The sequence below is a fragment of the Priestia sp. AB genome (genome assembly GCF_028369225.1).
In the GTDB taxonomy this organism is placed as follows: domain Bacteria; phylum Bacillota; class Bacilli; order Bacillales; family Bacillaceae_H; genus Priestia; species Priestia megaterium.
The window spans coordinates 59298-86297 of the sequence record NZ_JAQMYN010000006.1; the positions used below are offsets into that span (position 1 = coordinate 59298).

Sequence of the window (27000 nt, forward strand, 5' to 3'; positions counted from 1 at the left end):
TGTCTGACGTTTGTACTACTTCACAACGTTATGTAATTGTGTGTTCCCCTTACAACTTTCATTATAAAAGAAGAAAGCGCTTTTATCACCAGTTTTTCCCTTAATTATTTAAAAAATTAGAAAGTTCAAATTCCCTTTGAAAAACTATAAGACTTTTCGCATAATCTCTGCTATAATTTTTAAAAAAATTAGTACGCATTTAGGTGTTTTAGTTAGGGAGATGAAAAGAGTGAACCATCGTCAAGAGTTACAAAATAGCAAGCGTATCGTAGTCAAAGTAGGGACATCTACGTTGACCTATGATAATGGAGATATTAACTTAGCACGCATTGAAAAACTAGCGCGTGTTTTATCCGATTTAATGAATGCAGGAAAAGAAGTTGTGCTTGTTACATCAGGTGCCGTTCAAGTGGGAGTAAAAAAACTAAAGTTAAAGGAAAAGCCAACTTCTATTCGAGAAAAACAAGCAGCGGCCTCTGTCGGGCAATGTGAGCTTATGCATATCTATAGTAAATTCTTTGGTGAGTACAGCCACATCGTTGGTCAAGTACTGTTAACGAAGGATGTAATCGAAGATGAACATGTGCGCAATAACGTTGTGAACACGTTTGAAAAATTAATTGAAGACAAAGTAATTCCTATTGTGAATGAAAACGATACGGTTGCAATCGATGAAATTGAAAACATCGTGCGCTTCGGCGATAACGATAATTTATCTGCCATTGTTTCAGTTTTGATTCACGCAGATTTACTTGTTATTTTATCTGATATTGACGGTTTCTTTGATTCAGATCCCACAAAAAACCCTAACTCTAAATTAATGAAAGTAATAGATGGCATCACACCGGAGCTTGAGAATTTTGCTGGAGATAGCGGAACGGATGTTGGAACAGGCGGAATGGTCACAAAGCTTACCGCTGCTAAAACAGCTACAAGTGCAGGCGTGAGCTTAATCTTAGCAAATGGTAAAGAACCAAGTATTTTGCGAGATATTATTGAAGGCCAAGAAATTGGAACGTTATTCTTAAAACAAGCTGAAGGAGTAATGAAATGAGTGAATTGCAGCTTAAAGGAAAGCAGGCAAAAGAAGCCTCTTATTTCTTAGGAAATGTAACGAGCGAACAAAAACAGCAGGCACTTTATAAAATGGCGGCTGCTCTATTGGATCAACAAGAGGCGATTTTAAAAGCAAATAAATTAGACGTAGAAAAAGCCGTTCAAAAAGGCACGTCAAAAGCGATGTTGGATCGTCTATCTTTAAATGAAGAGCGGATTCACGGAATGGCAGACGGCCTGCGCCAAGTAGCTGCGCTTGCAGATCCGGTAGGAGAAGTGCTGTCTATGGCGAAGCGACCAAATGGCTTACAAATTGGACAGCAGCGTGTACCTATTGGTGTCATAGGAATTATTTATGAAGCGCGTCCAAACGTTACGTGTGATGCAACAGGCTTATGCTTAAAAGCAGGAAATGCAGTTATTTTGCGCGGAGGCAGCGAGGCGTTTTATTCGAATCAAGCGATTGTTTCTGTATTATCTCAAGCTGCGGCAAGTGCAGGGTTGCCTGAGCATAGCGTACAGCTTATTGAAAATACGTCGAGAGAAACAGCACTGGAGTTAATGAAATTAAATGAATATATCGATGTATTAATTCCTCGAGGCGGTGCTGGTTTAATTGAAGCGGTGGTAAAAAATGCAACGGTTCCCGTTATTGAGACAGGAACTGGGAACTGCCACATTTATGTTGATGAAGAATATGACGGTGACATGGCGGCCAATATTGTCATTAATGCAAAAACATCTCGTCCAGCGGTGTGTAACTCAGCCGAAAAGCTGATTATCCATAAACGAGCGGCTCATGAATTTTTGCCGATTATTGTTCAAGCGCTACGAGAGAAAGATGTAGAAGTACGCGGTGATGAACGTGCGGTAACAATCGTTCCAGATCTTGTTCCCGCAGGGGATGAGGATTGGAAGAAAGAATACTTGGATTTCATCATGGCGGTTAAAATCGTAGATGATATCGATGAAGCGATTTCCCATATTAATGTTCATAGTTCACATCATTCTGAAGCGATTGTCACAACAAATTATGCCCATGCTCAGCGTTTTTTACAACGCGTTAATTCAGCCGCTGTTTATGTGAATGCTTCAACGAGGTTTACGGACGGAGAAGAGTTTGGTTTCGGGGCAGAAATCGGAATTAGTACACAAAAGCTTCATGCGCGTGGACCGATGGGATTAAAAGAATTAACAACGCTAAAATATATTATTTATGGAGATGGACAAATTCGATAAAAAAGAAGAGGCTGGGACGAAAATATTTTAGACAAAGTAAAAACGAACCATTGATCAAAAATTTTGATCAATGGTTCGTTTTTTTTTGTTAGGGTGAACATAGTTTTCATTTTCTTTAAATCACCGTCACTATTTCAATAAAAAAAACGTTATACGTAAAACGTTTTCATAAAAGATGTTTTTATGTTAAACTAAAAATTGTGAATAATAAAACTATTTTTCAACTTTTATATGAATTATGTACGTTTTGTTATCAACCAATAGGGAAGAAAAAATAGGGGGAAGAGAAATATGGCGTTTATGCAATGTGATTTTTTTTCAGAAGTATTGCAAATAAGTACTTCAATGAACGTTTTGATACCGCAGTAAACAAAATTTCAAATTGGTTTACAAACCAATACAAGAAGTGAGAAACACCCTACGCTCTATTTATTACACGGTCTTTCTGATGATCATACGATATGGATGAGAAGAACATCGATTGAACGCTACGCATCAGAATTAGGACTTGCAGTTGTAATGCCAAATGTAGATCGCAGCTTTTATAGAGATATGGCTTATGGAAAGAAGTATTGGACGTTTGTAACAGAAGAACTTCCTCACTTGGCTAGATCATTCTTTCCGTTATCGGAAAAAAGAGAAGATAATTTTGTAGCTGGCCTTTCTATGGGAGGGTACGGCGCGTTAAAATGGGCGTTTCGCAAACCACATCAATTTTCTGCAGCTGCCAGTTTATCAGGAGTGATGGACGTTGAAGGGCTTGGAGGGCGAGGAGAAGTTCAGTTCTTAGATTATCCTTTGATTTTTGGCATGCCCCCTATTATTAGACCTGAGGATGATCTTTTGTGGCTGCTTGAAAATCGCCGGCGCTATGGAGAAGTGACTCCGCGTATTTATCAATGCTGTGGAACGGAAGATTTTTTATATCAGGAAAATAAACGTTTTTCCGAGCGTTGTAAGCAAGAGCCTATTTGTTTTACATATGAAGAAGAAAAAGGAAGTCACGACTGGGCATATTGGGATCAAAAAATTCAAGATGTGTTAAAGTGGCTGTTTAGTGAAAAGTAGGGAAGGTAGTTTTCAGTGGTGCCGGCTTCTAGTAGTATAATAAAGAAAAATGTTTACTTGGTCGATAGACTAAAAGGAAATGGGAGTCGGTACGAATGGGGAGAAAAAAAATCACGATTACAGAAGTAGCAAAAGAAGCGGGTGTTTCATTAGCTACGGTATCAAGAATCTTCAATAATAAAGAAGGTAAAATTAAAATTAGTGAAACAACTAAACAAAAAGTGCTAAAAGCAGCAGCTCATTTGGGGTATCAGACGAATCCATTTGCGGCAGCTCTTCGGGCCCAAAAAACAGGGATTATCGGGATATTAATTAGAGATTTAAAAGATCCGTTTCTAATTGAACTATTAAAAAAGGTACAGCAACAAGTCCAAAGTCGAGGGATGGACGTTCTTATTGGACACACGGATTACGAAGAAACAACGGCTGAGCGTCAATTAAATGTTATGATGAACCATTGGTTTGATGGGGTCATTTTATTAGACTATGTAGCTGCTCAGCATCCGTTTGTAGATGTATTAAAACAATATCAAACGCCTTACGTTTCTCTTACAGGAGACGCCTCTTCTGCACTTTGGCCGATTGTACATGTAGATGATGCGGTGGGAATGCAATTAGCTGTTGCTCACTTAACGGACCTTGGTCATAAGAATATAGGGTTCGTTGGAAAAGCTGTAAGCGGAGTCGAGCACCGTCTGTCTCTTTTTTATCAGTATGTACCGTCAGCAAACGCAAAGTTTGTGAAAGAAGATATGAATAACTCAGATGAACTATATGAGTTTATAAATGAGCTAGCTCATCATCCAGAGCCTCCAACTGCGCTTATTTGTGCTACGGATTGCATCGCTCTGAAAGTGATACACTGTGCGTGGCAAAATGGGCTTCACGTTCCATCGGATTTGTCTGTTATAGGGTTTGATGATATTACTGAAACTAGTGAAGCGCATCCTCCACTAACAACTATCCGTCAACCGATGGAAAAAATGGCTGAAAAAGCAGTAAACCTCTTACTTCAGCAAATTCAGGATCAGCAAGAAATAGATCAGATACAGTATAAAATGGCACCTATATTAGTAGAGCGTGAGACCACAAAACGTATGAATTGATAAGGAATGTATATACTATTCCTGAAAGTGTGAGACAAAAAGTCCACACTTTTTTACATTAACCATTGCGTCCACTTCCCTCTTTCTTATACACTGTATGCTGTAGGGGAAAAACCAAGCTTTAATATGTTTGGAGCGATTTGATGACACAACAAAAATTAGATAAATATGAAATTATGGACGTTAGCTTACTAGCAGGTAAAATTATGTTAGAAAGCGGGGCAGAAACGTATCGAGTAGAAGACACAATGATGCGGATTGCAGCGTCTTACGGTATAAAAAAATCCCACAGCTATGTGACGCCAACAGGGATTATGTTTTCACTTGAAACGAAAGAACCGACGAAAACGAAGTTAATTCGTATTTCCGAACGAACGACAGATTTAAAAAAAGTAACCATGGTAAATAGCGTCTCAAGAACAATCAGTCAAGGAAACATCTCCTTGGAGGAAGCGTATGAAATGCTACAAGAAATTGAAGCAACAAACGTAGCTTTTCCACTATGGGTTCAACTTGCAGCTGCATCCATTTCTAGCGGATGCTTTTTAATCATGTTTCAAGGTTTATGGACGGACTTTATTCCAGCTATGTTTTCAGGAGGTCTCGGATTTTTAACCGTGGTGTATTTCCACCGTCTTATTCCGATTCGCTTTTTTGCTGAGTTTACCGCTTCGTTAGTTATTGGACTTTTATCAGCTCTTTTAGTCGCTTCAGGACTAGGCACGCAAATTGATAAAATTATTATTGGATCCGTTATGCCACTCGTTCCTGGCTTATCCATTACCAATGCAGTGCGAGATTTAATGGCGGGACATTTACTGTCTGGATTATCAAAAGGAGCAGAAGCGTTTCTGACGGCATTCGCTATCGGTGCAGGTATTGCCATTGTATTTACACTTCTATAGAGGGGAGGCATCATATGCATATCGTAGAGCAGATAATTACAAGTTTTATTGCTTCAGCAGCATTTGGGATCATCTTTAATGTTCCACGTGAATCATTATTAAAAAGTGGCTTTGTCGGAATGATTGGCTGGCTCATTTACTATTTGCTAACGTTCTATGGCGTAGATGAAATTCCAAGCACAGTTGCATCGGCCTTCTTTATTGCTATTATTAGTCAAATTTACGCAAAAATTTATCGAACGCCGATCATTATTTTCACCGTAGCAGGTATTATTCCGCTAGTTCCGGGAGGAACAGCATACGATGCCATGCGTAACTTTGTAGAAAATAACTATAATGAAGCGATTAGTCTTGCAGCAAAAGCCTTTATGATTTCAGGTTCAATTGCCATTGGTATTGTGTTTTCTGAAGTCATCAACCAAATCATTCGTCAGTCTAAATTAAATGCCAAAGCAAAATATCGACCATAGAGAAGCAAGCTCAAATCAGAGCGTGCTTTTTTTATGAGAAAAATAAAGAGATCCTTCACTTTTTTGTCACAAGAAAGTCACGTTTTAGTCTAAAAACGTTCAAAAAATGTACGTGCACAGCTAAAAAAATAGACTATACTATGTAAATAGAAAGAGAGATATTACATATGTATGTGAAACATTGAGCATATCTATCGAATTATTATGCTCAATGTTTCACAATGTAAGTAAAAGATGCTCAGAAATGAGCAAAGTATCTATGGAAATGATGAATGTTCTTATATATGAAAGGAGAAAGAAGATGGATACAGTTATACTATCACGTATTCAATTTGCATCAACGACGCTGTTTCATTTTATCTTTGTACCGCTATCTATCGGTCTTGTCTTTTTAGTAGCGATCATGGAAACGATGTACGTAGTAAAAAAAGATGAACAGTATAAAAAGATGGCAAAGTTTTGGGGGCACTTATTCCTGATTAACTTTGCTGTGGGAGTCGTAACAGGTATTTTACAAGAATTTCAGTTTGGCATGAACTGGTCAGAGTACTCAAGGTTTGTAGGAGACGTATTCGGTGCGCCGCTTGCTATTGAAGCACTGCTCGCGTTTTTTATGGAGTCCACTTTCCTTGGACTGTGGATTTTCGGGTGGGATCGTTTGCCTAAATGGCTGCACTGTCTATGTATTTGGCTTGTTAGTCTAGGTACTATTTTTTCGGCGTTCTTTATTTTAACGGCTAATTCTTTTATGCAGCATCCGGTTGGAATGGAGCTGAATAATGGCCGTTTAGAAATGAATGACTTCTTTAAATTGTTAACAAACGGTCAGCTGTGGGTTGAATTCCCTCATACCATTTTAGGTTCGTTTGCAACAGGCGCCTTTTTTATCACGGGTGTCAGTGCCATTATGCTCTTGAAGAAAAAACATTTGGCTTTTGCCAAAAAATCATTTCAAGTTGCCATTATTGTAGGGTTAGTTTCAGGTGTAGGAATTGCGTTATCTGGTCATGAACAGGCTGGATACTTAGTTAAAACACAGCCGATGAAAATGGCCGCAAGTGAAGGATTATGGGAAAACAGCGGAAGTCCAGGCGCTTGGACGGTGACAGCAAATATTCACCCCGATGAAAAGAAAAATACGGGGGAAATCAAAATACCTTATTTATTAAGCTTCTTATCATACGGGAAATTTTCAGGTTCCGTTCCTGGGATGAACGAGCTGCAGGAGCAGTATACGGCGAAATATGGAGCAGGAAATTATATTCCACCCGTTCGGACAACATTTTGGAGTTTCCGCATTATGGCTGGTCTAGGTGGCGTATTATGTGCATTAGGCATTTGGGGCACGTACTTGCTTTCTCGTAAAAAACTTCAAGAAAGCAAACTATTTTTACGTATTATGACGATTGCCATTGCCTTTCCGTTCCTTGGAAGCTCAGCAGGTTGGATTATGACAGAGATTGGCCGTCAGCCTTGGGTTGTATTTGGCTATATGAAAACGGAAGATGCCGTGTCTCCTGGTGTAACAGCAGGTGAATTGCTGTTTTCTATTATCTCGTTTTCGTTCTTTTATTTAATTTTAGCTGTGATTATGGTGTTCTTGTTCGTTAAAGAAATTAAAAAAGGTCCAGATCATGATCACGAAGCACATACAAAAGTAGTATCAACTGATCCGTTTACAAAGGAGGGATACAATGTTTTCTCTTAATGAATTCTGGTATTTACTAGTATCCATTCTGTTTGTTGGTTTTATCTTTTTAGAAGGCTTTGATTTTGGGATTGGAATGGTGTCTCGTTTTTTAGGAAGAAACGACTTAGAGCGACGAGCTTTTATTAATACAATCGGTCCTTTTTGGGATGCAAATGAAGTTTGGCTAATTTCAGCAATCGGTGCTATGTTTGCCGCTTTTCCAAACTGGTATGCAACGCTATTAAGCGGGTCATATGTTCTTTTTGTTCTTCTTTTGCTTTCGCTTATTGGCCGCGGTGTAGCATTTGAATTTCGAGGGAAAGTTGAAAAACAAGCGTGGAAAAATGCATGGGATTGGGTTATCTTCTTTGGAAGTCTTTTTCCACCGCTCATTTTTGGTATCTTATTTTCAGCGCTAATGAAAGGACTGCCTGTGGAGCGCAACATGCAAATGAATGCCGGCTTTTCGGATATTGTTAATCTATATACCATCACAGGCGGCGTTACGTTAACAATGCTTTGCTTATGGCACGGACTTATTTTTGCCACGATCCGGACGATGGACGATATTAGAGATCGTTCACGGAAGGTCGCTATGAAGCTTTTGCCTATAAATGCTTTATTACTTCTTATCTTTTCAGGCATGACGTTTTTTGAAACAGATTTATTCAGTAATCATAGCCGCTTGATGCTATATACATTTTCCATCGGTATTTTCGTGTATTTACTAGCAGGATTTTTCCTTACACGTAAAAAAGACGGATGGGCATTTGCTATGTCTGGCTTAATTTTAATTTTATCAATTTCCTCTATATTTGCAGGATTGTTTCCAACCGTTTTGGTTAGTTCAATCAATGAAAGCTATAGTTTAACGATTCATAATGCAGCATCAGGGAATTATTCCTTAAAAATTATGTCTTACGCTGCTATTGCATTACTGCCTTTTGTGTTAGGTTATCAAATTTGGAGCTACTACGTTTTCAGAAAACGTGTAGATCATAAGGAGCATATGGAGTATTAATGGGTAGAAATTTAATGGTTTACAACGGAATAAAAGTGGTTCTTGCCATGTTAATAGGGCTTATTACTATTCAAAGTGTAGCCATTATTTTTCAAGCTAAGTGGCTCGCCGAAGTAATTACCGCTCTTTTTCATGGTGAAAGTTTAACTTCGCAGACAAAAGCAATCGGATTGTTTTTGTCTGCCTTTATGATTCGTCAGATCGTAGGTTTTATAGTAAAAAAAACAGCATATCAATTTGGAGTCAAAACGACTCAGGAACTTCGTTTGATAGTCATGCAAAGCATTTTTGCATTAGGACCGCGTTTTACCAAAGATGAAGGAACAGGAAACTTGGTGACGCTCATCACCACAGGCCTACAGAAGCTTCGCGCTTATCTCGAGCTGTTTTTGCCTAAACTGGCCGCCATTAGCGTTACACCTTGGCTGGTTCTTGCTTTCGTTTGGTACCATGATCGGCTTTCAGGCATTATTTTACTTGTGACCATGCCAATTTTAATTTTATTTATGATTTTGCTTGGATTGGCTGCACAAAAAAAAATAGATAGCCAATGGGAGACATATCACGTGTTGTCCAACCACTTTGTAGATTCGCTTCGAGGGTTAGAAACTTTAACATTTCTCGGGAAAAGTAAGGAGCATGCTGAAACGATTGAAAGAGTCAGTGACCGTTATCGAAAAGCGACAATGGGAACGCTCCGAATTGCTTTTTTATCTACGTTTGCTTTAGATTTCTTTACGATGTTATCTGTAGCCATCGTGGCTGTTATGCTTGGTTTGCGGCTCGTAAACGGGTCTATGACATTAGAGCCTGCACTTATGATTTTATTGCTGGCGCCTGAATATTTCCTGCCGATACGAGAAGTCGGAAATGATTACCATGCAACATTAGACGGAAAAGAATCCGGAGATGCATTACTTAAGATTGTGAAGCAGGCTGAAAAATCGCCGGCTAAAAAAGAAGATGTTCCTAGTTGGACTGAAAACAGTGAACTTCAATTAAGGCATATCACTGTAAAATATGACGAAGAGCATCCAGCTTCTCTTGAAGATGTGTCACTGCATGTTAAAGGAATGAAGAAAATTGGAATCATCGGAAAAAGCGGAGCTGGAAAATCGACGCTTATTGATATACTAAGTGGCTTTGTACAATCTACAGAAGGCTCTGCTGAAGTAAACGGCGTGCCAATTGATTTACGCTCAGATGCTTGGCAAAAGCAGATTACGTATATCCCTCAGCACCCATTTATTTTTAATGGAACAGTAAAAGAAAATATTGAATTTTATCAAGACAGAGGCGGTTCATATGATTATGAAGATGCTTTAACGAAAGCAAGACTTTTATCAACGGTTCAACAGATGCCTAAGAAGGAAAATGAAATGATAGGGGATGGGGGACGACAGCTTAGCGGCGGCCAAGCTCAAAGAATTGCTCTAGCAAGGGCATTTCTAAGCGACCGTCCTATTATTATGCTTGATGAACCAACGGCACAAGTCGATATTGAAACGGAATATGAATTAAAACAAGATATTTTAACGATGTTCCAAGAGAAGTTATTTATTTTAGCTACGCACCGTCTGCATTGGATGAAAGACATGGATCTCATTGTTGTAATAGAGGACGGAAAGGTTGCAGAAATCGGTAATCATCAAGAACTGATTCAAAAAAAAGGAGCTTACTATCAATTTTTACATAAAGAGGAGGAGATATGATGAAATATAAAAGTTGGATATGGCCCTACTTTAAAACATATAAATATCGTATCTTTTCTATCTTATTACTAAGCTTGTTAACGATTGGTTCTGCTTGCGCGCTAATGTTCACGTCAGGTTATTTGATTTCAGCTTCTTCCTTACGGCCAGAAACGATTTTATTGGTGTATGTTCCAATTGTACTTGTGCGTACATTTGGTTTAAGCCGAGCAGCTTTCCGTTATGCGGAGCGTCTTGTCAGTCACGATTTTATTCTTCGCATTTTAGCTAAAATGCGTACACGTCTTTATCATTTGATTGAACCGTTAATTGCTACATCTCGCTATCAAACAGGAGATGTTTTAGGAGTTCTCGCGGAAGATATTGAAAGTTTACAAGACTTGTTCTTGCGTACCATTCTTCCAACAATTTCAGCTGTTATTTTATACGTTATTTCGATTGTAGCTTTAGGATTCTTTAGCCTAAAGTTTGCATGTTTGATTGCCATCTATTTATTTTTATTAGTAGTAGTAGTGCCGCTTTTTTCCCTTTGGCATATGAAGGCAGCCAATCAGCGATATAAATCAAGCAAAGCACAGTTATATGCCAAGGTCACAGATGGCTTTTTAGGAGTGGCTGATTGGGTGTTAAGCGGTCAGCAGCAGTCATTTTTTCATTCGTATGACAAAACAGAAAATGAGTTAGACGGCATGGATCGTAAGCTTAAACTATGGACGTATTACCGAGAATTGTTTGGACAACTTATTGTAGCAGGTTTAATTGTCACAATGATTTGGTTTGGAGCTTCTCTTTTTGCAGATAAAGAGCTTGCAGGTGTGTTTATTGCTGCTTTTATTTTAGTAGTATTTCCTTTATCTGAAGCTCTGCTGCCAGTATCCAATGCAGTAGAAAAGATTCCTCAGTTTGAAGAATCATTAAATAGAGTACAGGCAATGGAAAAGAACTGGGAAGAGGTGAACGAAAAGAAAAAACATACTCTTTCTCTACCTTATGAAGGTTCACGGAATTCGGTTAGATTAAAAGTTGAGCATGTAAGCTTTCGCTATAGTAATGAGGAGGAGTCAGTAATTCATGATCTTTCATTTCAAGTCGAGCAAGGGAAAAAAATTGCGATTCTTGGCAAGAGTGGAGCTGGAAAATCGACTCTATTAAAGTTGCTGCAAGGCTCCTTAGTACCTACAGAAGGTGCAGTTCAGCTAAACGGTCAGTCTGTAGCTGAAGTTCGTGAAGATGTACCAAAACTCATCTCTGTATTAAATCAAAATCCTTACTTATTTAATACAAGCGTAGCCAACAATTTACTACTAGCTAATGAGGAGGCCACAAAAGAAGAAGTAATTGAGGCCATGAAGCAAGTGAATATGCACTCCCTTGTGGAAGGTTTGCACCAAGGATATCAAACTCCGATGCTCGAAACAGGTCAGCGCTTCTCGGGAGGAGAACGTCAGCGGATTGCGTTAGCACGTGTTCTGCTTCAGCATACGCCAATTGTTATGCTAGATGAGCCAACTGCAGGGTTGGATGCTATGACTGAAAAGCGTCTGTTATCCACTATCTTTGAAACTCTTCAAGATAAAACCTTAATTTGGGTTACACACAATTTAGTTGGGATGGAAAAAATGGATGAAATCTTATTTTTGCAAGATGGTAAGATAGCCATTCGAGGAACGCATGACGAATTACTTGCGACGAACAGTCACTATCAAAAGCTATATGAATTGGATCATCCGGCAAAAAGCCTTTAGCAGAAGCTAAAGGCTTTTTATTATTTGATAATAAAGTGAAATTCGACAAACACGAGTAAAATATGTGTCGAATGAAAGAAAACAGCTTGGATTCAAAGAAAAGAGTATGCGTTTAACATTTTTGAAAAAGTGGTAAAACAAGGTAGTGTTTGTTTCTTCCTGTATAACATCGGTTTATTTTAGGGAAAATATATACACATTATGCGAACGAGAGAAGGAAGATACAATGGAACCTATGCTTATACATATCACGCTCGTAGTGGGACTGGGAGTTCTATCTCAGTGGCTGGCTTGGAGATTTAAGTTACCAGCAATTGTCGTGATGTCAATTATCGGACTACTAACAGGCCCTATTTTAGGTTTAATTGATCCTAAAGCACAATTTGCTCAGCTTTTTGATCCTTTTGTATCTATTGCTGTAGCTGTTATTTTATTTGAAGGCAGCTTGAACTTAGACATGAGAGAGGTAAGGGGAATCGAAAAGCCCGTGTTTCGCATTGTGACGCTCGGAGCCATGCTAGCTTGGATTTTAGGCTCTTTAGCTGCTCATTATATAGCGGATTTATCATGGGCGGTGGCAATTGTTATCGGAGGGCTTTTTATTGTGACGGGTCCAACCGTGATTTTACCTCTTTTACGACAAGCTAAATTAAAACCAAAACCAGCAGCGATTTTAAAATGGGAAGGTATTATTGTTGATCCATTTGGTGCACTGCTGGCCGTTTTTTCGTTTGAAATTGTTCAATTTTTAGTGCTGAGAGAAGTGAGTGGAAAAACAATTCTCTTTTTCTTTGTAGCCTCTATTATTGCTGTTTTAATAGGATGGCTTCTTGGCCGCGGAATAGGATGGATGTTTCAAAAGGGGCATATTCCAGAGTATTTAAAATCTCCGGTCGTATTTATTGTTGTTATTGCCTGCTTTACGATAGCTGATGAAATTAAGCATGAAACAGGTCTTCTAGCAGTAACAGCGATGGGGATTACCCTTGCTAATATGCATATTTCATCTATTAGTGATATGCGACATTTTAAAGAGAACATTTCGGTTCTATTGACTTCTACTATTTTTATCATGTTAACGGCTGGACTGACGATGAAGACCATTACTGAAATTTTTCATTGGAATATTATTTTGTTTGTTTTACTTATGCTGTTTATTGTCAGACCTGTCTCCATCTTTTTATCAACGGTAGGGACAGATTTATCTATAAAAGAAAAAATACTGATTGGCTGGATTGCCCCGCGCGGCATTGTGGCGTTAACGGTCTCAAGTTACTTTGCGAAAGTACTAATCGATGAAGGATTTAAAGATGCTTCCATCCTAACAACGCTGACATTTGCTTTAGTATTTGCTACGGTTTGTGCACACGGTTTTTCCCTTTCATGGCTAGCTAGGAAGCTTGATTTATCAATTGGAGAAGAACCTGGTATTTTGCTTGTAGGAAGCAATGATTTTACGGTTGCTCTTGCTTCCAAGTTAAAACAGCTGGGCTATCCAGTGTTAGTTGCTGATTCTTCGTGGGAGCGGTTAAGAGTTGCACGCAGAGCGGAAGTAGATGTGTATCACGGAGAAGTTCTAGCTGAGCAAACGGAATATCATCTAGATTTAACTCCTTATGAATACGTGATTGCTGCAACTGAGTTAGATGCATATAATGCACTTGTTTGTACTGCTTTTCTTCAAGATATGGGACGGAACAATGTTTTTCAATTGAGTATTCGTGACCAAGAAGATTCAAGAGAAGATGTCGATGAAATTATGCACACGGTAAGAGGACGCATGCTCTTTAAGAAAGGAATTACGTGGGAGTTTCTACATCATAAAATGGAGCATGGATATACGATTTACAATACAAAAATTACGGATGAATATACGTATGAAACATATCTTGAGGAGAAAAGCGATGATTCTCTTTTACTAGCAGTGAGCAAGCAAGGAAAGGCATTGAATTTTTTTGCTCATGACCAAGAAATAAACGTTAATGCGGGTGATACGGTGTTAAGCCTTCAGCCATTAAAAAGATAAAAAACAGGCCTTCAATGGCCTGTTTTTTTATGCTTGTCTTTGTTTGAAATGAATGACGAACAGATAAGCAGCAGCTGCTGCAAAATAGATAGTAACGGCTGGTGCGGTGAAGACATGCCCAGCTACAAAAGCAATTCCAAGAGCTAATACAATTGCTGTACTATACATCATAAAGCTTTCATCAAGAAGCTGTGACGGGTCTTTAAATAATCGAACCAATACGGTTAAACCAATTAATAGAAGTGGAAGAACCCATAGTAAAAATCCGATGATACCTAAAGAGAAAAACAGATCATAAAAATCCATTTCAATCATCTTTGGCGGAAGCTGTTTGGTATAGTCACCAGAAAAGCCCATACCTATCATTTTTCTTGCAATAGGTGCTTTTGCATACTCTTCCTTATGATGAGCTAAAAATTGCTCACGGCTGCTTAAAATTAGATTTTGAATATCTTTGTCATCTAAATTTGATTCCTTTTTCTTTTTAGCCGGCTTTTCTTTTTCTTTCTTTTCCGGCTTTTCTTGCTTTGTTTTCTCTTTTTTAGCCTCTAACATATCGATGTGCGTATATGTGTTTTTATAAGCTGGAGAAATCGGAGTGGTTGCTCCGGTTACAATTAAAAGCAGAATTGAGATTACTAAGTTGGCTTTAATTAAGCTGCGTTTATTCGTAAATAATTTTGCAAATAAGACAACTGTTGCTACAACTAAAGAAAGAATAACGGCACCTAAGCCTACTTTCGTTCCAAGCATGATGGACGAAATGGCTAACAAGATAAAAGGAATCCAGTAATAAGCTTTTGAAAACGAACGTACTTTATCTAAAGCTAAAAGCAGTGTGAGGGGAAGCAAAATAGCAATGGTTGCCCCTAGCTCATTCGCTGCATAAAACCAGCCTTTGAATCCGATTTTATTATACTGATAACTCTCTAGTGCTGTACCTGTTAGCATTGTACCGATAAAAACAATACTGATGATGAGTGAAGCAGTCAATAAGTTTTTGCTCAGTATTCTTTTTACATCCAAAGACGATCGATAATGTGAAAACATTACAATCATTCCAAGTAATGTAACGTTCATATAAACAACCTTATTGAAAAATTTAATTTCTTGCCCAATATAATAAGGATCTTTCCATTGATGATTTAAGTAGATATTGAGTCCAAGAAAGAGTGCAAAAACAATAAGGTAGATAATCGAATATCTAGCCCATTTTGATTGTTTGGCAAACACTAAAAGTAGGACACCTGCGAAAATCATATATAGAAAGCGAATAACAACCCCAATTGAGAGACCACTATCCATGTTCAAAACCATGTACGTCGTTAGCATATCAATAATTGGCTGAATTGAAATAAAACCAACGAACAGAAAAAATAACCAGTATGTGTTCTTCATATAGTACTCTCCTGTTTTACGTGAATTAACGTTTTCTTTTAACTAAAAGCATAACACCTTCTACTCTGCATAATAGCGTCGACATTAAGTATACTAAACCACCTGCAATACAGACAATACCAAATCGTAAGATAACATGTAATGAATTCAAAAATGCGATGTCCTTTAAGAAGAACATGAGGATAGCAACAGGTACGGATGCTAAAAGAATTTTTCCTGTTTCTTTCACTAGATATCCGTAATGGAAGTGATTGATTTGTTTTGCTAGCATAACGAATACGATGGCCGTATAGAAAAAGGCAACCACTGACATGGAAAGTGCTAATCCTTGGTATCCCATAAATTTAGTGAAAATCATGTTAAAGATGATGTTTAACACAATGGATAATAAGCCTGCTCTCATAATAAGATAACCTTTTTGAAGAGAATAAAATCCTTTTGCAAGAACAGCTTGCAGCGAATAGAAAAACACCGAACCTAGGTAATAATAAGATACATCCGTTGTTTTTAACGTCGAATTTGCGTCAAATGCACCGCGCTGATAAGCAATCATTACAATGTCTTTCATATAAAAAATCATAATAACAATCGTCGGAATCAGAAGCATCAGCATAAACGTAATCCCTTTTTCAATTCCCGATTTAAAGCGTTCTTCATCTTTTTCAGAAATGGCTCTTGCAATCAGCGGATAAATAATGGTTGCGACCGTAACCCCGAATATTGCCTGGGGAATACTTACAAGTCTGAAGGCGTAATTTAAGTATGAAATAACACCTTCACCAAAGGAGCCAGCAAAGAAGAAGTTTACAGTTAAGTTAATTTGACCGACCATAATGGTCACACCGACAGGGATGAATACTTTATAAAAAGCCACCACTTCATCACGGTCAATTTTTTGCTTCCATAACAGCAGATGCTGCGGTTTAAAATAGACAATTTTAATTAAGAAAGAAGCAATTGTTCCTACAAAATAGCCAAGAGCAATTGCATAGCCGCCCATGATTGAATGTAATAGGATTGTACTTAAAATCGTAAATAGTACAACAACCGTTTGAGAAAACACGGAGAAAGAATATTGACTTCGTGCATCAAATACACCTTCGTATACGGCATTCACTCCAACTAGTGAAAGAGATAAAAAGTACATAACGCCCGTATAAATTCCTAGTTCAATTGCTGCTTTGGAAAAATTAGAGTATGAAGCGGGAAAGTAAAAGAAAGCGGCAATTGATCCGAGAACCGAAATAATGAAACAAATAAGAAAGGTTGATTTAACAATATTAGTCAAATGAACCTTTCCTTTATTTTCTTTTTCATAACGTAAATAACTAGGAATAAATGCATCCTTCATCCCCGTTAACATAAATAAAATAAAAGCGTTTGGAATGATCATTGCTGCGTTGTATGAATCGACGATATAACTTGTACCGAAATAGTTAGCAATAACTAAATCACGAATCATACTAGAAAATTTCAAAAATAATGTTGATATGAGCAGTAAAATGCTCGCGAATTTTAAGTTTTTCATGCGAAACTCCTACCTTTTCAAGTTATCTCATCAACTATTAGCAATAAAGAAGCATCCAACAATTAGAAGAATACAGCCGATAACTTGTTTTGTTGTAACTTTTTCTTTAATTAAAAAGTAACCGAATGTTAATGTCCAAATATACGTAATAGACGTGAGCGGAAATACAATAGAATAAGGTAACAGCGTTAAAACATACACATTAAGCAGAGCTGCCGCCCCGTAAAAAAGGCCGCCACCCACAAAGCAAATAAGCGCTAGCTTTATCTTTTTTTCATTTAAATACGTAGAAATATACTTGAAAAAGACAGCTCCAACTGAACCTAAAAGGGTCATAATAAGTAAAAGCGGGATACTATTCATCTTGGCCACCTACTAAAATTACACCTACGATAATAATAAGAGTACCGACCAGCTTCATAGGGCTAATGGTTTCATTTAATAGAAAGAAACCAAGAGCAATGCTGATTACGTATCCTAGGCTTAAAAATGGATGAAGCAAGGAAACTCTTTCAAATTTAAAGGCGGCAATCATAAAAACCGCTCCTAATCCATAAAGAAAAAAACCAATAATTAAATTTAAGTTAAATGAAGCTTCGGACAACTTCCAAAAAAGTTGTCCAACAGCTGTAAACAGGGAAGCCACAATAATAAGTGTGATTCCTAGCTTTTTGTTGTAATTGCTCTCCATCAGGAGGTCACATCCCTTTCGTTCTGATCAAATCGGATAAAAGGAAGACCAATAAAGAAGAAAGACACAAATACGCTTGCTAATAAATATCGAAAATCTTGAGCCGGCAATGCCGCAAGAACAGAAAGCGTGTTAAGAGCCCAAGGAATGACGATAATAAGTGACGTAATTCCTCTTCGAATCACTAGCATTAATGAAAATAATAAAATGACACAGTGATAAAAAGCTGGTTTCCATAAGAATGTAAAAACAGGGTGCTTAAAAATAGCTAAGTAAGCATTGGCAGTATGCGTAATAAACGGCTCGATTACTTTATTTTTAAGACCTAAATCATTGCCGTAATAAATGTTGGTTACATACGTATCTGTGTAGCCATCTTTAAAAGGATTGATTTGCCATACTAAAGCTGTTTGTTTGAGAAAGCCTTCTGCTGCTAGATAAGGATTTTTGATGACAATGCTAGCATAATTCTTAAAGTAAAGACCTAGATCATTAAAAATAAACTCGCGGTCGTAGTATTTCCAAGTGAATTTAATAGGATCGCTTTTATATGGATTGTACTTTTCTTTCCACAATTCAATAGGAAGCACTTTATTAAAATATTCGCGCTCTTCTTTTGACATCTCCCCATCATTTGAAATGATGTTTGCAATTTGTTGAGTTGGGATAGACAAAGCCTCATTTGGATCCGAAGGCTGTACATCAAGCCACGTGAACACAGGGCCTGTAACAATCTTTTGTAAAATAAAGACGACTAAGAAAATCGTGACAAGAGGTTTCCAATTTTTTCTGAATAAGACGATCATTAAAAGGAAAGTCAAAACAAATACAGGAAAACCATTATGTCTAAAGAAAGCTACTCCAAATGCGGAAAGTAAAAGTAAGACAAAGCCTGCTTTACTTTTAATCCAAGCACCTTTTGACAAATAGATTTTTGCAATATTCACCGTAAAAAACAGCAGAAAAGCACTGTATAAAATATCTTTCCAAATAATAATTGAAAAGATTAAAAAGCTTGGAATAACGACAATAATAGCTGTTAAAAGTCCAATCATAACAGGATGTGCTTTGCGTTTAATGAAAAAGTCAAACGTATAGGCGTATATGCTTACTACAACAACAATTTGCGTGAATGCTACAATTCCTGGGTTATCCCATATTTTTGTCAGCAGCATAATCAGCCACGTAATCATAATAGGGTGCCAATCGTTAAATTCTCCGTTATGTGCCTGTCTCCACTGTGCTAATGAATCGGGAGTCATGGCCGCTGGGAAAAAGGCGAACCAGTAATATAGACTAACAGCTAAAATAAGAATCGTAACAATTCCTAGGTAACGCTTTGGGTGTGCAAATGTATAGTGAAAATCGTTTATCTGTTTGATAGCGCTGAGTACAGCGGCCGTCAGCAGCATTGCCAATAAGGTACGGCTGATGGCATAAAAAACGAGTAAGAAAATAGTTGAGCTCGTCATATGTAAGTTATCTAAAAGCGAAAACTGTACGATAAACGAAAAAACAATCAGCAATAGCCATTCTAGCGGTTTAAATGAAGCATAAGCTCTATTTTTATAAATAAAAATAGAGCTTATAATGGTAAATACAAGTGCAGCAAAAAGGGAAAGATAGTGAACACCGTCTGGATTACCAATACTTAAACCGATAAGAATAATTAAAGCTGTTACTGTAAGCAGCAAAATACTTTTTTTATTCTTCATCATTGTTATTCTCCTACTTGTTCAATCTGTTCAATTTTTTTATTTAGTTCTAATTCATATTGCTTGCGATTTAATGAAGCGATTGTATCTAGAATTAATCCACAGACGAAAGATAAAACACCTAACACCATCAATCCAGTTGCTAAGATAGATGAAGGTACTTTGGTAATAAAGCCTGTATCAAAAAATTCATAAAGTACCGGAGCACCAACAGCTAATCCTGCGACAATAAACAACACTGTCCAAATGGAGAAGAACTGAAGCGGCTTGTACTCTTTAAATAACGTAAAAATCATTCGTAACACTTTAAATCCATCAGAGAACGTATTAAGTTTCGATTCGCTGCCTTCAGGTCGATCGCGATAATCGATCGCGATTTCTTTTAAGCGGAAGCGTTTATCTAACGCGTGAAGACTCATTTCTGTTTCAATTTCAAATCCCGGGCTCATCACAGGGATTGATTTTACAAATAATTTATCGTAGGCACGATAACCTGTCATGATATCTTTAATGTTGCTTTTGTACAGGCCGTTAATTAAAGAACGTACTAAGTTGTTACCAAAATTATGGAAAGCACGTTTGTTTTCTTCGAGATACGTTCCGTTTGATAAACGATCTCCAATGACCATGTTAGCTTCTCGATTTCTAATAGGCTCAATTAATTGATGAACAAATTCTGCAGGATACGTATCATCCCCATCTACCATGACATAACAATCTGCATCAATTTCTTGAAACATCGAACGTACAACGTTTCCTTTTCCTTGCTTGAATTCTTTTTTGACGATTGCCCCGTGTTCAAGTGCAATTTCACTTGTGCGATCTTTTGAATTGTTGTCGTACACATAAATATCTGCACTAGGCAGTTCGCGTTTGAAATCGTCAATTACTTTTCCAATTGTTACTTCCTCGTTATAACAAGGAATTAAAACTGCGACTTTCATTTTTCCACCTCATCAAAAAAAATTGTTGGGAGTTGTTCAGCAATTACATCTACTGTGTAGCGGTTTGCTGTTTGTAACGCCTGTTGAGACATTTGCTGTTTCACATCTTCAGGAAGGTTAATAAAAGCCTGTAGCTGTGAAGCTAGTTCGTCTACATTTTTAGGCTCAAAGAATAGACCATTCTTTCCGTCTATAATGTAATCTTTTAGACCACCAATCTGACTCCCAATTACGGGTGCTCCGCAAGCCATAGCTTCGAGGCCGACTAAGCCCAAACTTTCTCCTTTTCTTACGGTCGGAAACACGAATACTTCAATCGCATTATATACGTAAGCAAGAGAGGACTGAGGAAGGAGAGGGAAATGGATGACTTTTTCCTCTAGGCTCAGAGTCTTGATCATTTCCTTAAATGCAGCTTCGTCTTTTCCGCTTCCAACGTATAGGTATTTGTAAGAAGTGGGCGTTTGTTGTTCAGCCTTTGCAATTGCTTGCAGGTAGTATTCCCATCCTTTACCCACATCAATGCGGCTTACACATCCAAGATAACGGATAGTAGGGTCCAAGTTTAGCTCTTGATAAGCTTTGCTTTTATCTGCATAAGGGTGAAACAGATCTTTATTCACTCCTCCGCTTGGAAAAATATAGATTGGGTTATGAACTTTATATTTCTCTTCAACGAGCCCTTTATAATAAGGAGAAGGAGTAATAATTTTAGTAGAATGGTGCAATAAGTCATTTACTCTAGGCTGATACTTTTCCTGTGAAGGTACTTCAGGTACAACGTCTGAACCATGCACGTTTGTCACAATCTTCACATTCTTCTTTAGCTTTTTAAGAATCAGCAGCGGAAGAGCATTATGAGATGCATAATGTACGTAAAGGTAGTCGTAGTTTTTTGTCAAGCCCGTCAAGACGACATTAGCATAATGAGAAGCATAGCTAAAAAGCTTGCTTAATTTGCTTGTCTTTTTTTGCATGACAATTTTATCAACTTGAATACCATGTTGAACTAAAATTTTTTCAGTGTTTTGAACAAATACACCATAACTCGGGAATTGTTCCGAAGGATACATATTTGAAATCAACAAAATTTTCATGATTGTTTCACACCTATTTTTCTTTATTAGTTTATGATAATGACAACGGGTGTTCATTTAAATAGAGCTTACATGTATCATCTTACTATTAAGTTGAGCGATTTCATTGATAAACATGCAAAAATGGGTTGCATATCGCCAACATCACAATATTATAGCACACCTACTTTTTAAAATGCGAAAGTTTATCGGACACTTCTAAAACGATAGATAAAGCAGTAAAGAAGATGAGTTTCACATCTTCATAATCACACGAAAAAAGCGAACGCTATTCGTTCGCTTTATGTCACTTATTTCACTTCAACGCTTACCCCAAAATGGTCGGAAACAACGGGATAATGTATGCCGTTAAAAACCACAGTTGACGACTGAATATCCTTCGCATGACTCGATAGAATTAGATCAAGGCGCAGTGCCCGTTCATTATCATCCCATCCAGCAATGTTACCTTTAACTGTAATACCGCTGTCTTTTTTATTCGATAGAGTATACGTATCATAGAGGCCTTGGCTCAACAGGTAGTCGTAACCTTCATTTCGTCTATGAGCGTCATTATTAAAGTCTCCAAGTAGGAAAAATGGGTTATCTTTGTGTACATGAGCTAGCAGCGTATCAACTTGCTGCTTGAACGGCTCTTCCTCGTCATCCCACCAGCCAAGATGACAAGAATAAAACGTAAGGAGTTCTTTTTCATATTCGATTGTGGCTCCAACAATTCTTCTCGTTTTCCAATAGTCAATATTTGACGTTTGTGAAACAAAAAATGAATGCTCTTCAATAATCGGGTGTTTTGTTAAAATGGCAATTCCTTCTTCATACACTTCATAGCCTATATGAGATAAATCCCATACCAATTGATAGTCTTCACCTTGCTTACCCAGTTCTTTTGCTAAAAGCCAAGCGTAATTATCGCTACGAATGTAGTCATATACATAAGGTGCGTCTATCTTTTGGCTTACTTCCTGTAAAGCAATGACATCATATTTTTCTTTTTTAATTACTTCAGCTAGACAAGATAACTTGTCTAGCTGATTTTCCTCTTGCCAAGAGTGGCAATTTAACGTTAATAGCTTCATTATGTTAAGCTCCTAACAAATCTTGAATGTCGGATTTCAAAACATCCGCTTTAGGTCCATAAATAGCTTGTACCCCTTTATCTTTCAAGATTAAACCAAGGGCTCCGTTTTGTTTCCACTCACTTTCTCCTGCAACGGCATGTATATCTTTTACCGTTACACGTAAGCGAGTCATACAAGCATCAACGTCTTCAATATTGTTTTCTCCGCCAAGCAGTCCAATAATGACTGGGGCAAGCGAATCATTTTTCACCTGCATGCTGCTTGTTGCAGTTGTTTCTTCATCGATATAGTTTCCGTTACGTCCCGGCGTTGGGAAGTTAAAACGTTTGATTAAGAAGTTTGCCACTCCAAAATTTAAGCCAAAGAATACAAGGCAGGCGATGACAAAGTTCATTAAGTCAGCCCATAGTCCGGCTTTGATAATCATTGGTGTACGTGTTAATAGTTCAATTACGCCAAAGGAGTGTACGCGAACATGAATAATATCAACAATGGCAAAAGCCAGTCCTGTCATAATAGCGTATACGACGTATAGAAGAGGTGCCGCGAACATGAACATAAATTCAATTGGTTCTGTTACGCCTGTTAAGAAAACAGCTAGTCCAGCTGAAAAGAACATTGAACGATATTTCGAACGTTTGTCAGGATCTACGTTACGATACATTGCTAAAGCGATTCCAATTAATGACGCACAAGATAAAATCATCTGTCCTACTTTAAATCGTGCAGGTGTAACGTCATGTAAGAGCTGTTTGTAGCTGTCCATATCTCCTGCAGCGCGGAAATTATTTAAATCTGCAATCCAAGCAAGCCACAAAGGATCTTGACCGGCAACAGTGGAACCTGCTCCAGAACCCGTTAAAATTTTGTACGTTCCGCCTAGCTCCGTGTAGTTCATAGGAACTGTCAGCATATGATGAAGACCAAACGGAAGAAGCAGACGCTCTAATGCTCCGAAAATAAATGGTGCTAGAATAGGAGCTGTGTCTCTAGATGTTGCAATCCACTGTCCGAAGCTATTTAGCGAACCTTGGATAAACGGCCATACAATGGATAAAAGCAGTGCTGTTACAACTGAACCACCGATGACCACAAATGGTACGAAACGCTTGCCGTTAAAAAACGAAAGGGCTTCAGGCAATTTATCATAGTTGTAATATTTATTAAATAAATTCGCGCCTAAAAAACCAGCGATAATTCCTACGAACACGCCCATGTTAAGAGCGGGAGATCCTAAAATAGATGTGAAGTAGTCTTTTACAACTAATTCTTGTCCAAACAGTGATTGAACCGTTGCTTTTGAATCTGAGAGCATTTCTGCTTTAACTCCGAAAATGGCTCCTGTAATTCGATTAATAAGAATGAATGCAATGAGTGCAGCAAATGCACCGCCAGCACGTTCTTTGGCCCAAGAGCCCCCGATAGCAACAGCGAACAAGATGTGAAGATTTGTAATGATACCCCAGCCTATGTCTTCCATCACGCGTGCAATTGTTTGTACAGCAGTGATGTCTCCCCCAGTCATTGCAACTAGTTTTCCAAGTGAAATCATAATACCAGCTGCGGGCATAACCGCTACTACTACTAATAAAGCCTTACCAAATTTCTGCCAAAAATCAAATGAAAAGAACTTCTTCATAGTTTTTCCCCTTCCCCTATGTATGGGTTTTCATTTTATTTTTTGATAAACTATATTTTCAAGATAGTGCAACCGTTTGCATAACCTTATTGTAATAAAAGGGCTTTCATAATGCAATACTGAAATTTCTCTTTTTTGAAAAATTTATTCATGAATTATAAATGATGAAAAAATTTTTATGATAAAGTGAACAATATCAACGGTATTTTAACATGATGGAATGTAATAAAAGCATTCAAGTAATGGCATAAAGACAAGTACAGAGGAGGATAATATGAAAAAAGAAGGGCTACAAGCGATTATTTTTGATTTAGACGGTGTTATTGCAGATACGGTACATTTATATTATAGAGCAAATAAAAAAGTAGCAGATCAACTTAACGTTTCGTTTTCTGCAGAACTCAATCAGCAGCTGCAGGGAATCAGCCGAGTGAAAACTGTAGAGCTCATTGCTGCACAAGGAAATGTACATCTGCCAGTGGAAAAAAAAGAACAGCTTGCTCATGAAAAGAATAAGCATTATCAAGCATTAATAAGGGAAATGACAAAGGATCATTTACTTCCAGGAATACAATTGTTGTTAGAGGATTGCAAAAAGCAAGGCATTAAAATGGGAATTGCTTCTTCTAGTTCAAATGCAAATACTGTAATAGATTCGCTAGGAATACGTTCTTTTTTTGATTGCATTGTGGATGTGAGAAAAATAAAGAAGGGAAAACCAGATCCAGAAATATTTTTGACAGCTGCCGATCAATTACAAGTAAAACCCTCTGCATGTGTGGCCATAGAAGATGGAGAGGCCGGTATAAAAGCTATTAATCAAACAGATATGGTTTCTATCGGCGTTGGTAAGCATCTGAAGGAAGAGGATGTGAATTTTCACGTATATTCAACAGCTGATTTGCATTTAAAGACGATCAAAGAGGTTTTCGAAAAAGCAAGAAAAGGAACAGATTATAACAGCGCGTATACAAAAAATTAGTAAATCTTTTACATGCAAGTAGCAAAGTGCAAAAAAACATATGCTAGAATAAAATAAGAGAGCAAAGATACATAGGAAGGGGTACATCATGATTAAATGTATTGCGATCGATATGGATGGAACTTTAGTAAATAGTGAACAAGTTGTAAGTAAAGAAAATGCCCAAGCGATTAAGACAGCTCAAAAGGCAGGGGTGGAAGTTGTTGTTGCTACGGGACGTTCTTATGAAGAGGCCCGTTATGTTTTAGAAGAAGCAGGGCTTCATACATATTTAATTTGTGCAAACGGAGCAGAGCTTCGGAATCCACAAGGGGAAAAACAATATTCAGTAGGTATGACGATGGAATCTATTCGCGAAGTAGAGGATATTTTTAAAAAGTTTCAGTTGTACTTTGAAGTCTATACAAGTGAAGGTACGTATTCAAATGACTATGAAAAAGCTTTGTCGGTATTAATGGATATTTATTTAAGCGCTAGCTTAAAAGATAATTATGAAAAATCGTTAGAAGCGGCAAAAGAGCGTTTCAATAGCGGCAGAGTAAAGCTTATTGAAGAGTATGAAGCGTTGTTTCAAGATCCAAACAAGGACATTTATAAGCTGCTTGCTTTCTCTTTTGACGAAGAAAAGTTAGAACAGGCAAAAATAGAACTTGTGAAGTTAGATTCGATTGCAGTCAGTGCATCTGGTAAAGAAAATATTGAAATAAATGATGAAAGTGCTCAAAAAGGAATTGCAGTTACATCATTTGTTCAAGAACGCCATATTTCTTTAGAGGAAACGATGGCCATTGGAGACAATTATAACGACGTATCGATGTTTCAGCGAGTTGGACGTGCTGTAGCGATGGGGAATGCCCCTCAAGAAATTAAAGAGTTTGCCCATATCGTAACAGGAACAAATGACGAGCACGGCGTAGCTCAAGCTATTTTAAATGCGCTTGAAACAGTTAAACAATAAGCAAACTAAAAAGCATGCCTAAAGGCATGCTTTTTAGTTTGTTACTTTCGCCTTGTTACGACGGTATGCACCGTGGTTTGTCGGTCCAACATATTGATTTAAAGCAAATGAATGACGAATTGCTTCTGTAATAAATTCTTTTGCTGTATAAATAGCTTGTTTGACGTCACTGCCTTTTGCCAATTCAGCAGCAATCGCAGCTGAGTATGTGCATCCAGCACCGTGCGTAAATGTTGTTTCAATACGTTCAGACTCTAAGATCTCAAACGTTTTTCCATCATAAAGCAAATCAATTGCTTTTTCATGCGCCAATTTACTTCCGCCTTTAATCAATACATATTCGGCACCAAGGTCAAAAATCTTGACGGCTGCTTCTTTCATTTTATCCACCGTTTTGATAGGACCAAGTCCGCTTAATTGACTAGCTTCAAATAAATTAGGGGTTACGACTGTTGCTTTTGGAACTAGTACATCACGCAAGCTGACAGTTGTTTCCGGGTGAAGCGCTTCGTCTTCTCCTTTACATACCATCACAGGATCTACTACGACATTTTTTAAACCATATTCTTTAATTGTTTTTGCGGCTAGTTCAATAATTTCCACTGAGCCAAGCATACCTGTTTTTAGAGCTTGTACGCCTACGCCTTTTACAATTGTTTTCAACTGCTGTTCAACAGTTGAAACTTCTTGCGGAAATACGTTATGAGACCAGCTGTTATCGGGATCCATTGTTACAATTGTTGTTAAAGCTGTCATTCCGTAAACACCCAGTTCTTGGAATGTTTTTAAATCCGCTTGAATGCCAGCTCCGCCGCTGCTGTCAGAACCCGCAATGGTTAATGCTTTATTCATTGTCATAAAAAATCCTCCCGTATTTTAAGGTCATAGAGAAAATAGAGTAAAACTTCCACCGGTCGGTTTTTAGCTGCCC

General features: G+C 37.8%; 22 protein-coding genes and 1 pseudogene. 13 read left to right on the top strand and 10 right to left on the bottom strand.

What is annotated here, in order from left to right:
- Nucleotides 1-220: 220 nt before the first annotated feature.
- The 11 genes and pseudogenes from proB (at nt 221) to POF52_RS18615 (ending at nt 14038) form a co-directional block, all read left to right on the top strand.
- On the top strand, nt 221-1054 hold the full coding sequence (proB, locus tag POF52_RS18565) for a glutamate 5-kinase (RefSeq protein ID WP_014457700.1): 834 nt from the start codon (nt 221-223) through the stop codon (nt 1052-1054).
- Nucleotides 1051-2295, top strand: a complete 1245-nt coding sequence (locus tag POF52_RS18570) for a glutamate-5-semialdehyde dehydrogenase (RefSeq protein ID WP_013085532.1) — start codon at nt 1051-1053, stop codon at nt 2293-2295. The genes proB and POF52_RS18570 overlap by 4 nt, the downstream gene beginning before the upstream one ends.
- 291 nt (nt 2296-2586) lie before the next feature.
- Nucleotides 2587-3363 (top strand): annotated as a pseudogene (locus POF52_RS18575) (alpha/beta hydrolase).
- Nucleotides 3364-3458: 95 nt separating this feature from the next.
- Entirely contained in the window at nt 3459-4469 is a 1011-nt protein-coding gene (locus POF52_RS18580) for a LacI family DNA-binding transcriptional regulator (RefSeq protein ID WP_271993995.1), read from the top strand.
- 143 nt (nt 4470-4612) lie between these two features.
- Entirely contained in the window at nt 4613-5374 is a 762-nt protein-coding gene (locus POF52_RS18585; protein ID WP_013085528.1) for a threonine/serine exporter family protein, read from the top strand.
- Between the two features lie 14 nt (nt 5375-5388).
- Nucleotides 5389-5844 carry a threonine/serine exporter family protein gene (locus POF52_RS18590; RefSeq protein ID WP_013059882.1) on the top strand — a complete coding sequence of 152 codons (456 nt, stop codon included), beginning with the start codon at nt 5389-5391 and terminating at the stop codon, nt 5842-5844.
- 301 nt (nt 5845-6145) lie between these two features.
- A complete protein-coding gene (locus tag POF52_RS18595; protein WP_025752440.1) occupies nt 6146-7552 on the top strand; it encodes a cytochrome ubiquinol oxidase subunit I in 1407 nt (468 codons plus the stop codon).
- Nucleotides 7539-8555, top strand: coding sequence for a cytochrome d ubiquinol oxidase subunit II (gene cydB, locus POF52_RS18600; RefSeq protein WP_057240064.1), 1017 nt, complete (start codon nt 7539-7541; stop codon nt 8553-8555). Before POF52_RS18595 ends, cydB begins: the two co-directional genes overlap by 14 nt.
- A complete protein-coding gene (gene cydD, locus POF52_RS18605) occupies nt 8555-10267 on the top strand; it encodes a thiol reductant ABC exporter subunit CydD (RefSeq protein WP_057240062.1) in 1713 nt (570 codons plus the stop codon). The genes cydB and cydD overlap by 1 nt, the downstream gene beginning before the upstream one ends.
- A complete protein-coding gene (gene cydC / locus POF52_RS18610; protein ID WP_442956653.1) occupies nt 10264-12012 on the top strand; it encodes a thiol reductant ABC exporter subunit CydC in 1749 nt (582 codons plus the stop codon). The genes cydD and cydC overlap by 4 nt, the downstream gene beginning before the upstream one ends.
- A 226-nt stretch (nt 12013-12238) precedes the next feature.
- Entirely contained in the window at nt 12239-14038 is a 1800-nt protein-coding gene (locus POF52_RS18615) for a cation:proton antiporter (RefSeq protein ID WP_271994003.1), read from the top strand.
- 27 nt (nt 14039-14065) lie between these two features.
- Here the strand turns inward: POF52_RS18615 and POF52_RS18620 are convergent, their stop codons facing one another.
- The 9 genes from POF52_RS18620 to POF52_RS18660 all read right to left on the bottom strand — a co-directional run bounded on the left by POF52_RS18620 (nt 14066) and on the right by POF52_RS18660 (nt 24129).
- Nucleotides 14066-15436 (bottom strand): O-antigen ligase family protein, encoded by a 1371-nt coding sequence (locus POF52_RS18620; RefSeq protein WP_271994005.1) that lies wholly within the window; start codon nt 15434-15436, stop codon nt 14066-14068.
- Between the two features lie 25 nt (nt 15437-15461).
- Nucleotides 15462-16964: a murein biosynthesis integral membrane protein MurJ gene (murJ, locus tag POF52_RS18625; RefSeq protein ID WP_271994007.1), complete on the bottom strand. Its 1503-nt coding sequence runs from the start codon at nt 16962-16964 to the stop codon at nt 15462-15464.
- Between the two features lie 30 nt (nt 16965-16994).
- Entirely contained in the window at nt 16995-17327 is a 333-nt protein-coding gene (locus POF52_RS18630; RefSeq protein WP_016765961.1) for an EamA family transporter, read from the bottom strand.
- Nucleotides 17320-17655, bottom strand: coding sequence for an EamA family transporter (locus POF52_RS18635; protein WP_013059873.1), 336 nt, complete (start codon nt 17653-17655; stop codon nt 17320-17322). The genes POF52_RS18630 and POF52_RS18635 overlap by 8 nt, the downstream gene beginning before the upstream one ends.
- Nucleotides 17655-19373 carry a DUF6020 family protein gene (locus POF52_RS18640; protein WP_271994012.1) on the bottom strand — a complete coding sequence of 573 codons (1719 nt, stop codon included), beginning with the start codon at nt 19371-19373 and terminating at the stop codon, nt 17655-17657. The genes POF52_RS18635 and POF52_RS18640 overlap by 1 nt, the downstream gene beginning before the upstream one ends.
- A gap of 2 nt (nt 19374-19375) precedes the next feature.
- A complete protein-coding gene (locus tag POF52_RS18645) occupies nt 19376-20314 on the bottom strand; it encodes a glycosyltransferase family 2 protein (protein ID WP_013059871.1) in 939 nt (312 codons plus the stop codon).
- On the bottom strand, nt 20311-21411 hold the full coding sequence (locus POF52_RS18650) for a glycosyltransferase family 4 protein (protein ID WP_057240049.1): 1101 nt from the start codon (nt 21409-21411) through the stop codon (nt 20311-20313). Before POF52_RS18650 ends, POF52_RS18645 begins: the two co-directional genes overlap by 4 nt.
- Before the next feature lie 290 nt (nt 21412-21701).
- Nucleotides 21702-22487 carry an endonuclease/exonuclease/phosphatase family protein gene (locus tag POF52_RS18655; RefSeq protein WP_271994016.1) on the bottom strand — a complete coding sequence of 262 codons (786 nt, stop codon included), beginning with the start codon at nt 22485-22487 and terminating at the stop codon, nt 21702-21704.
- A 4-nt stretch (nt 22488-22491) separates the two neighbouring features.
- A complete protein-coding gene (locus POF52_RS18660; RefSeq protein ID WP_271994018.1) occupies nt 22492-24129 on the bottom strand; it encodes a PTS transporter subunit IIBC in 1638 nt (545 codons plus the stop codon).
- 274 nt (nt 24130-24403) lie between these two features.
- On the opposite strand from POF52_RS18660, the gene pgmB reads away from it, so the two are divergent.
- A complete protein-coding gene (pgmB, locus tag POF52_RS18665) occupies nt 24404-25111 on the top strand; it encodes a beta-phosphoglucomutase (RefSeq protein WP_271994020.1) in 708 nt (235 codons plus the stop codon).
- Nucleotides 25112-25199: 88 nt separating this feature from the next.
- Nucleotides 25200-26069, top strand: a complete 870-nt coding sequence (locus tag POF52_RS18670) for a Cof-type HAD-IIB family hydrolase (RefSeq protein WP_057240041.1) — start codon at nt 25200-25202, stop codon at nt 26067-26069.
- Nucleotides 26070-26102: 33 nt separating this feature from the next.
- On the opposite strand, the gene pdxK is transcribed toward POF52_RS18670, so the two are convergent.
- Entirely contained in the window at nt 26103-26927 is an 825-nt protein-coding gene (pdxK, locus tag POF52_RS18675; RefSeq protein WP_057240039.1) for a pyridoxine/pyridoxal/pyridoxamine kinase, read from the bottom strand.
- Nucleotides 26928-27000: the final 73 nt, after the last annotated feature.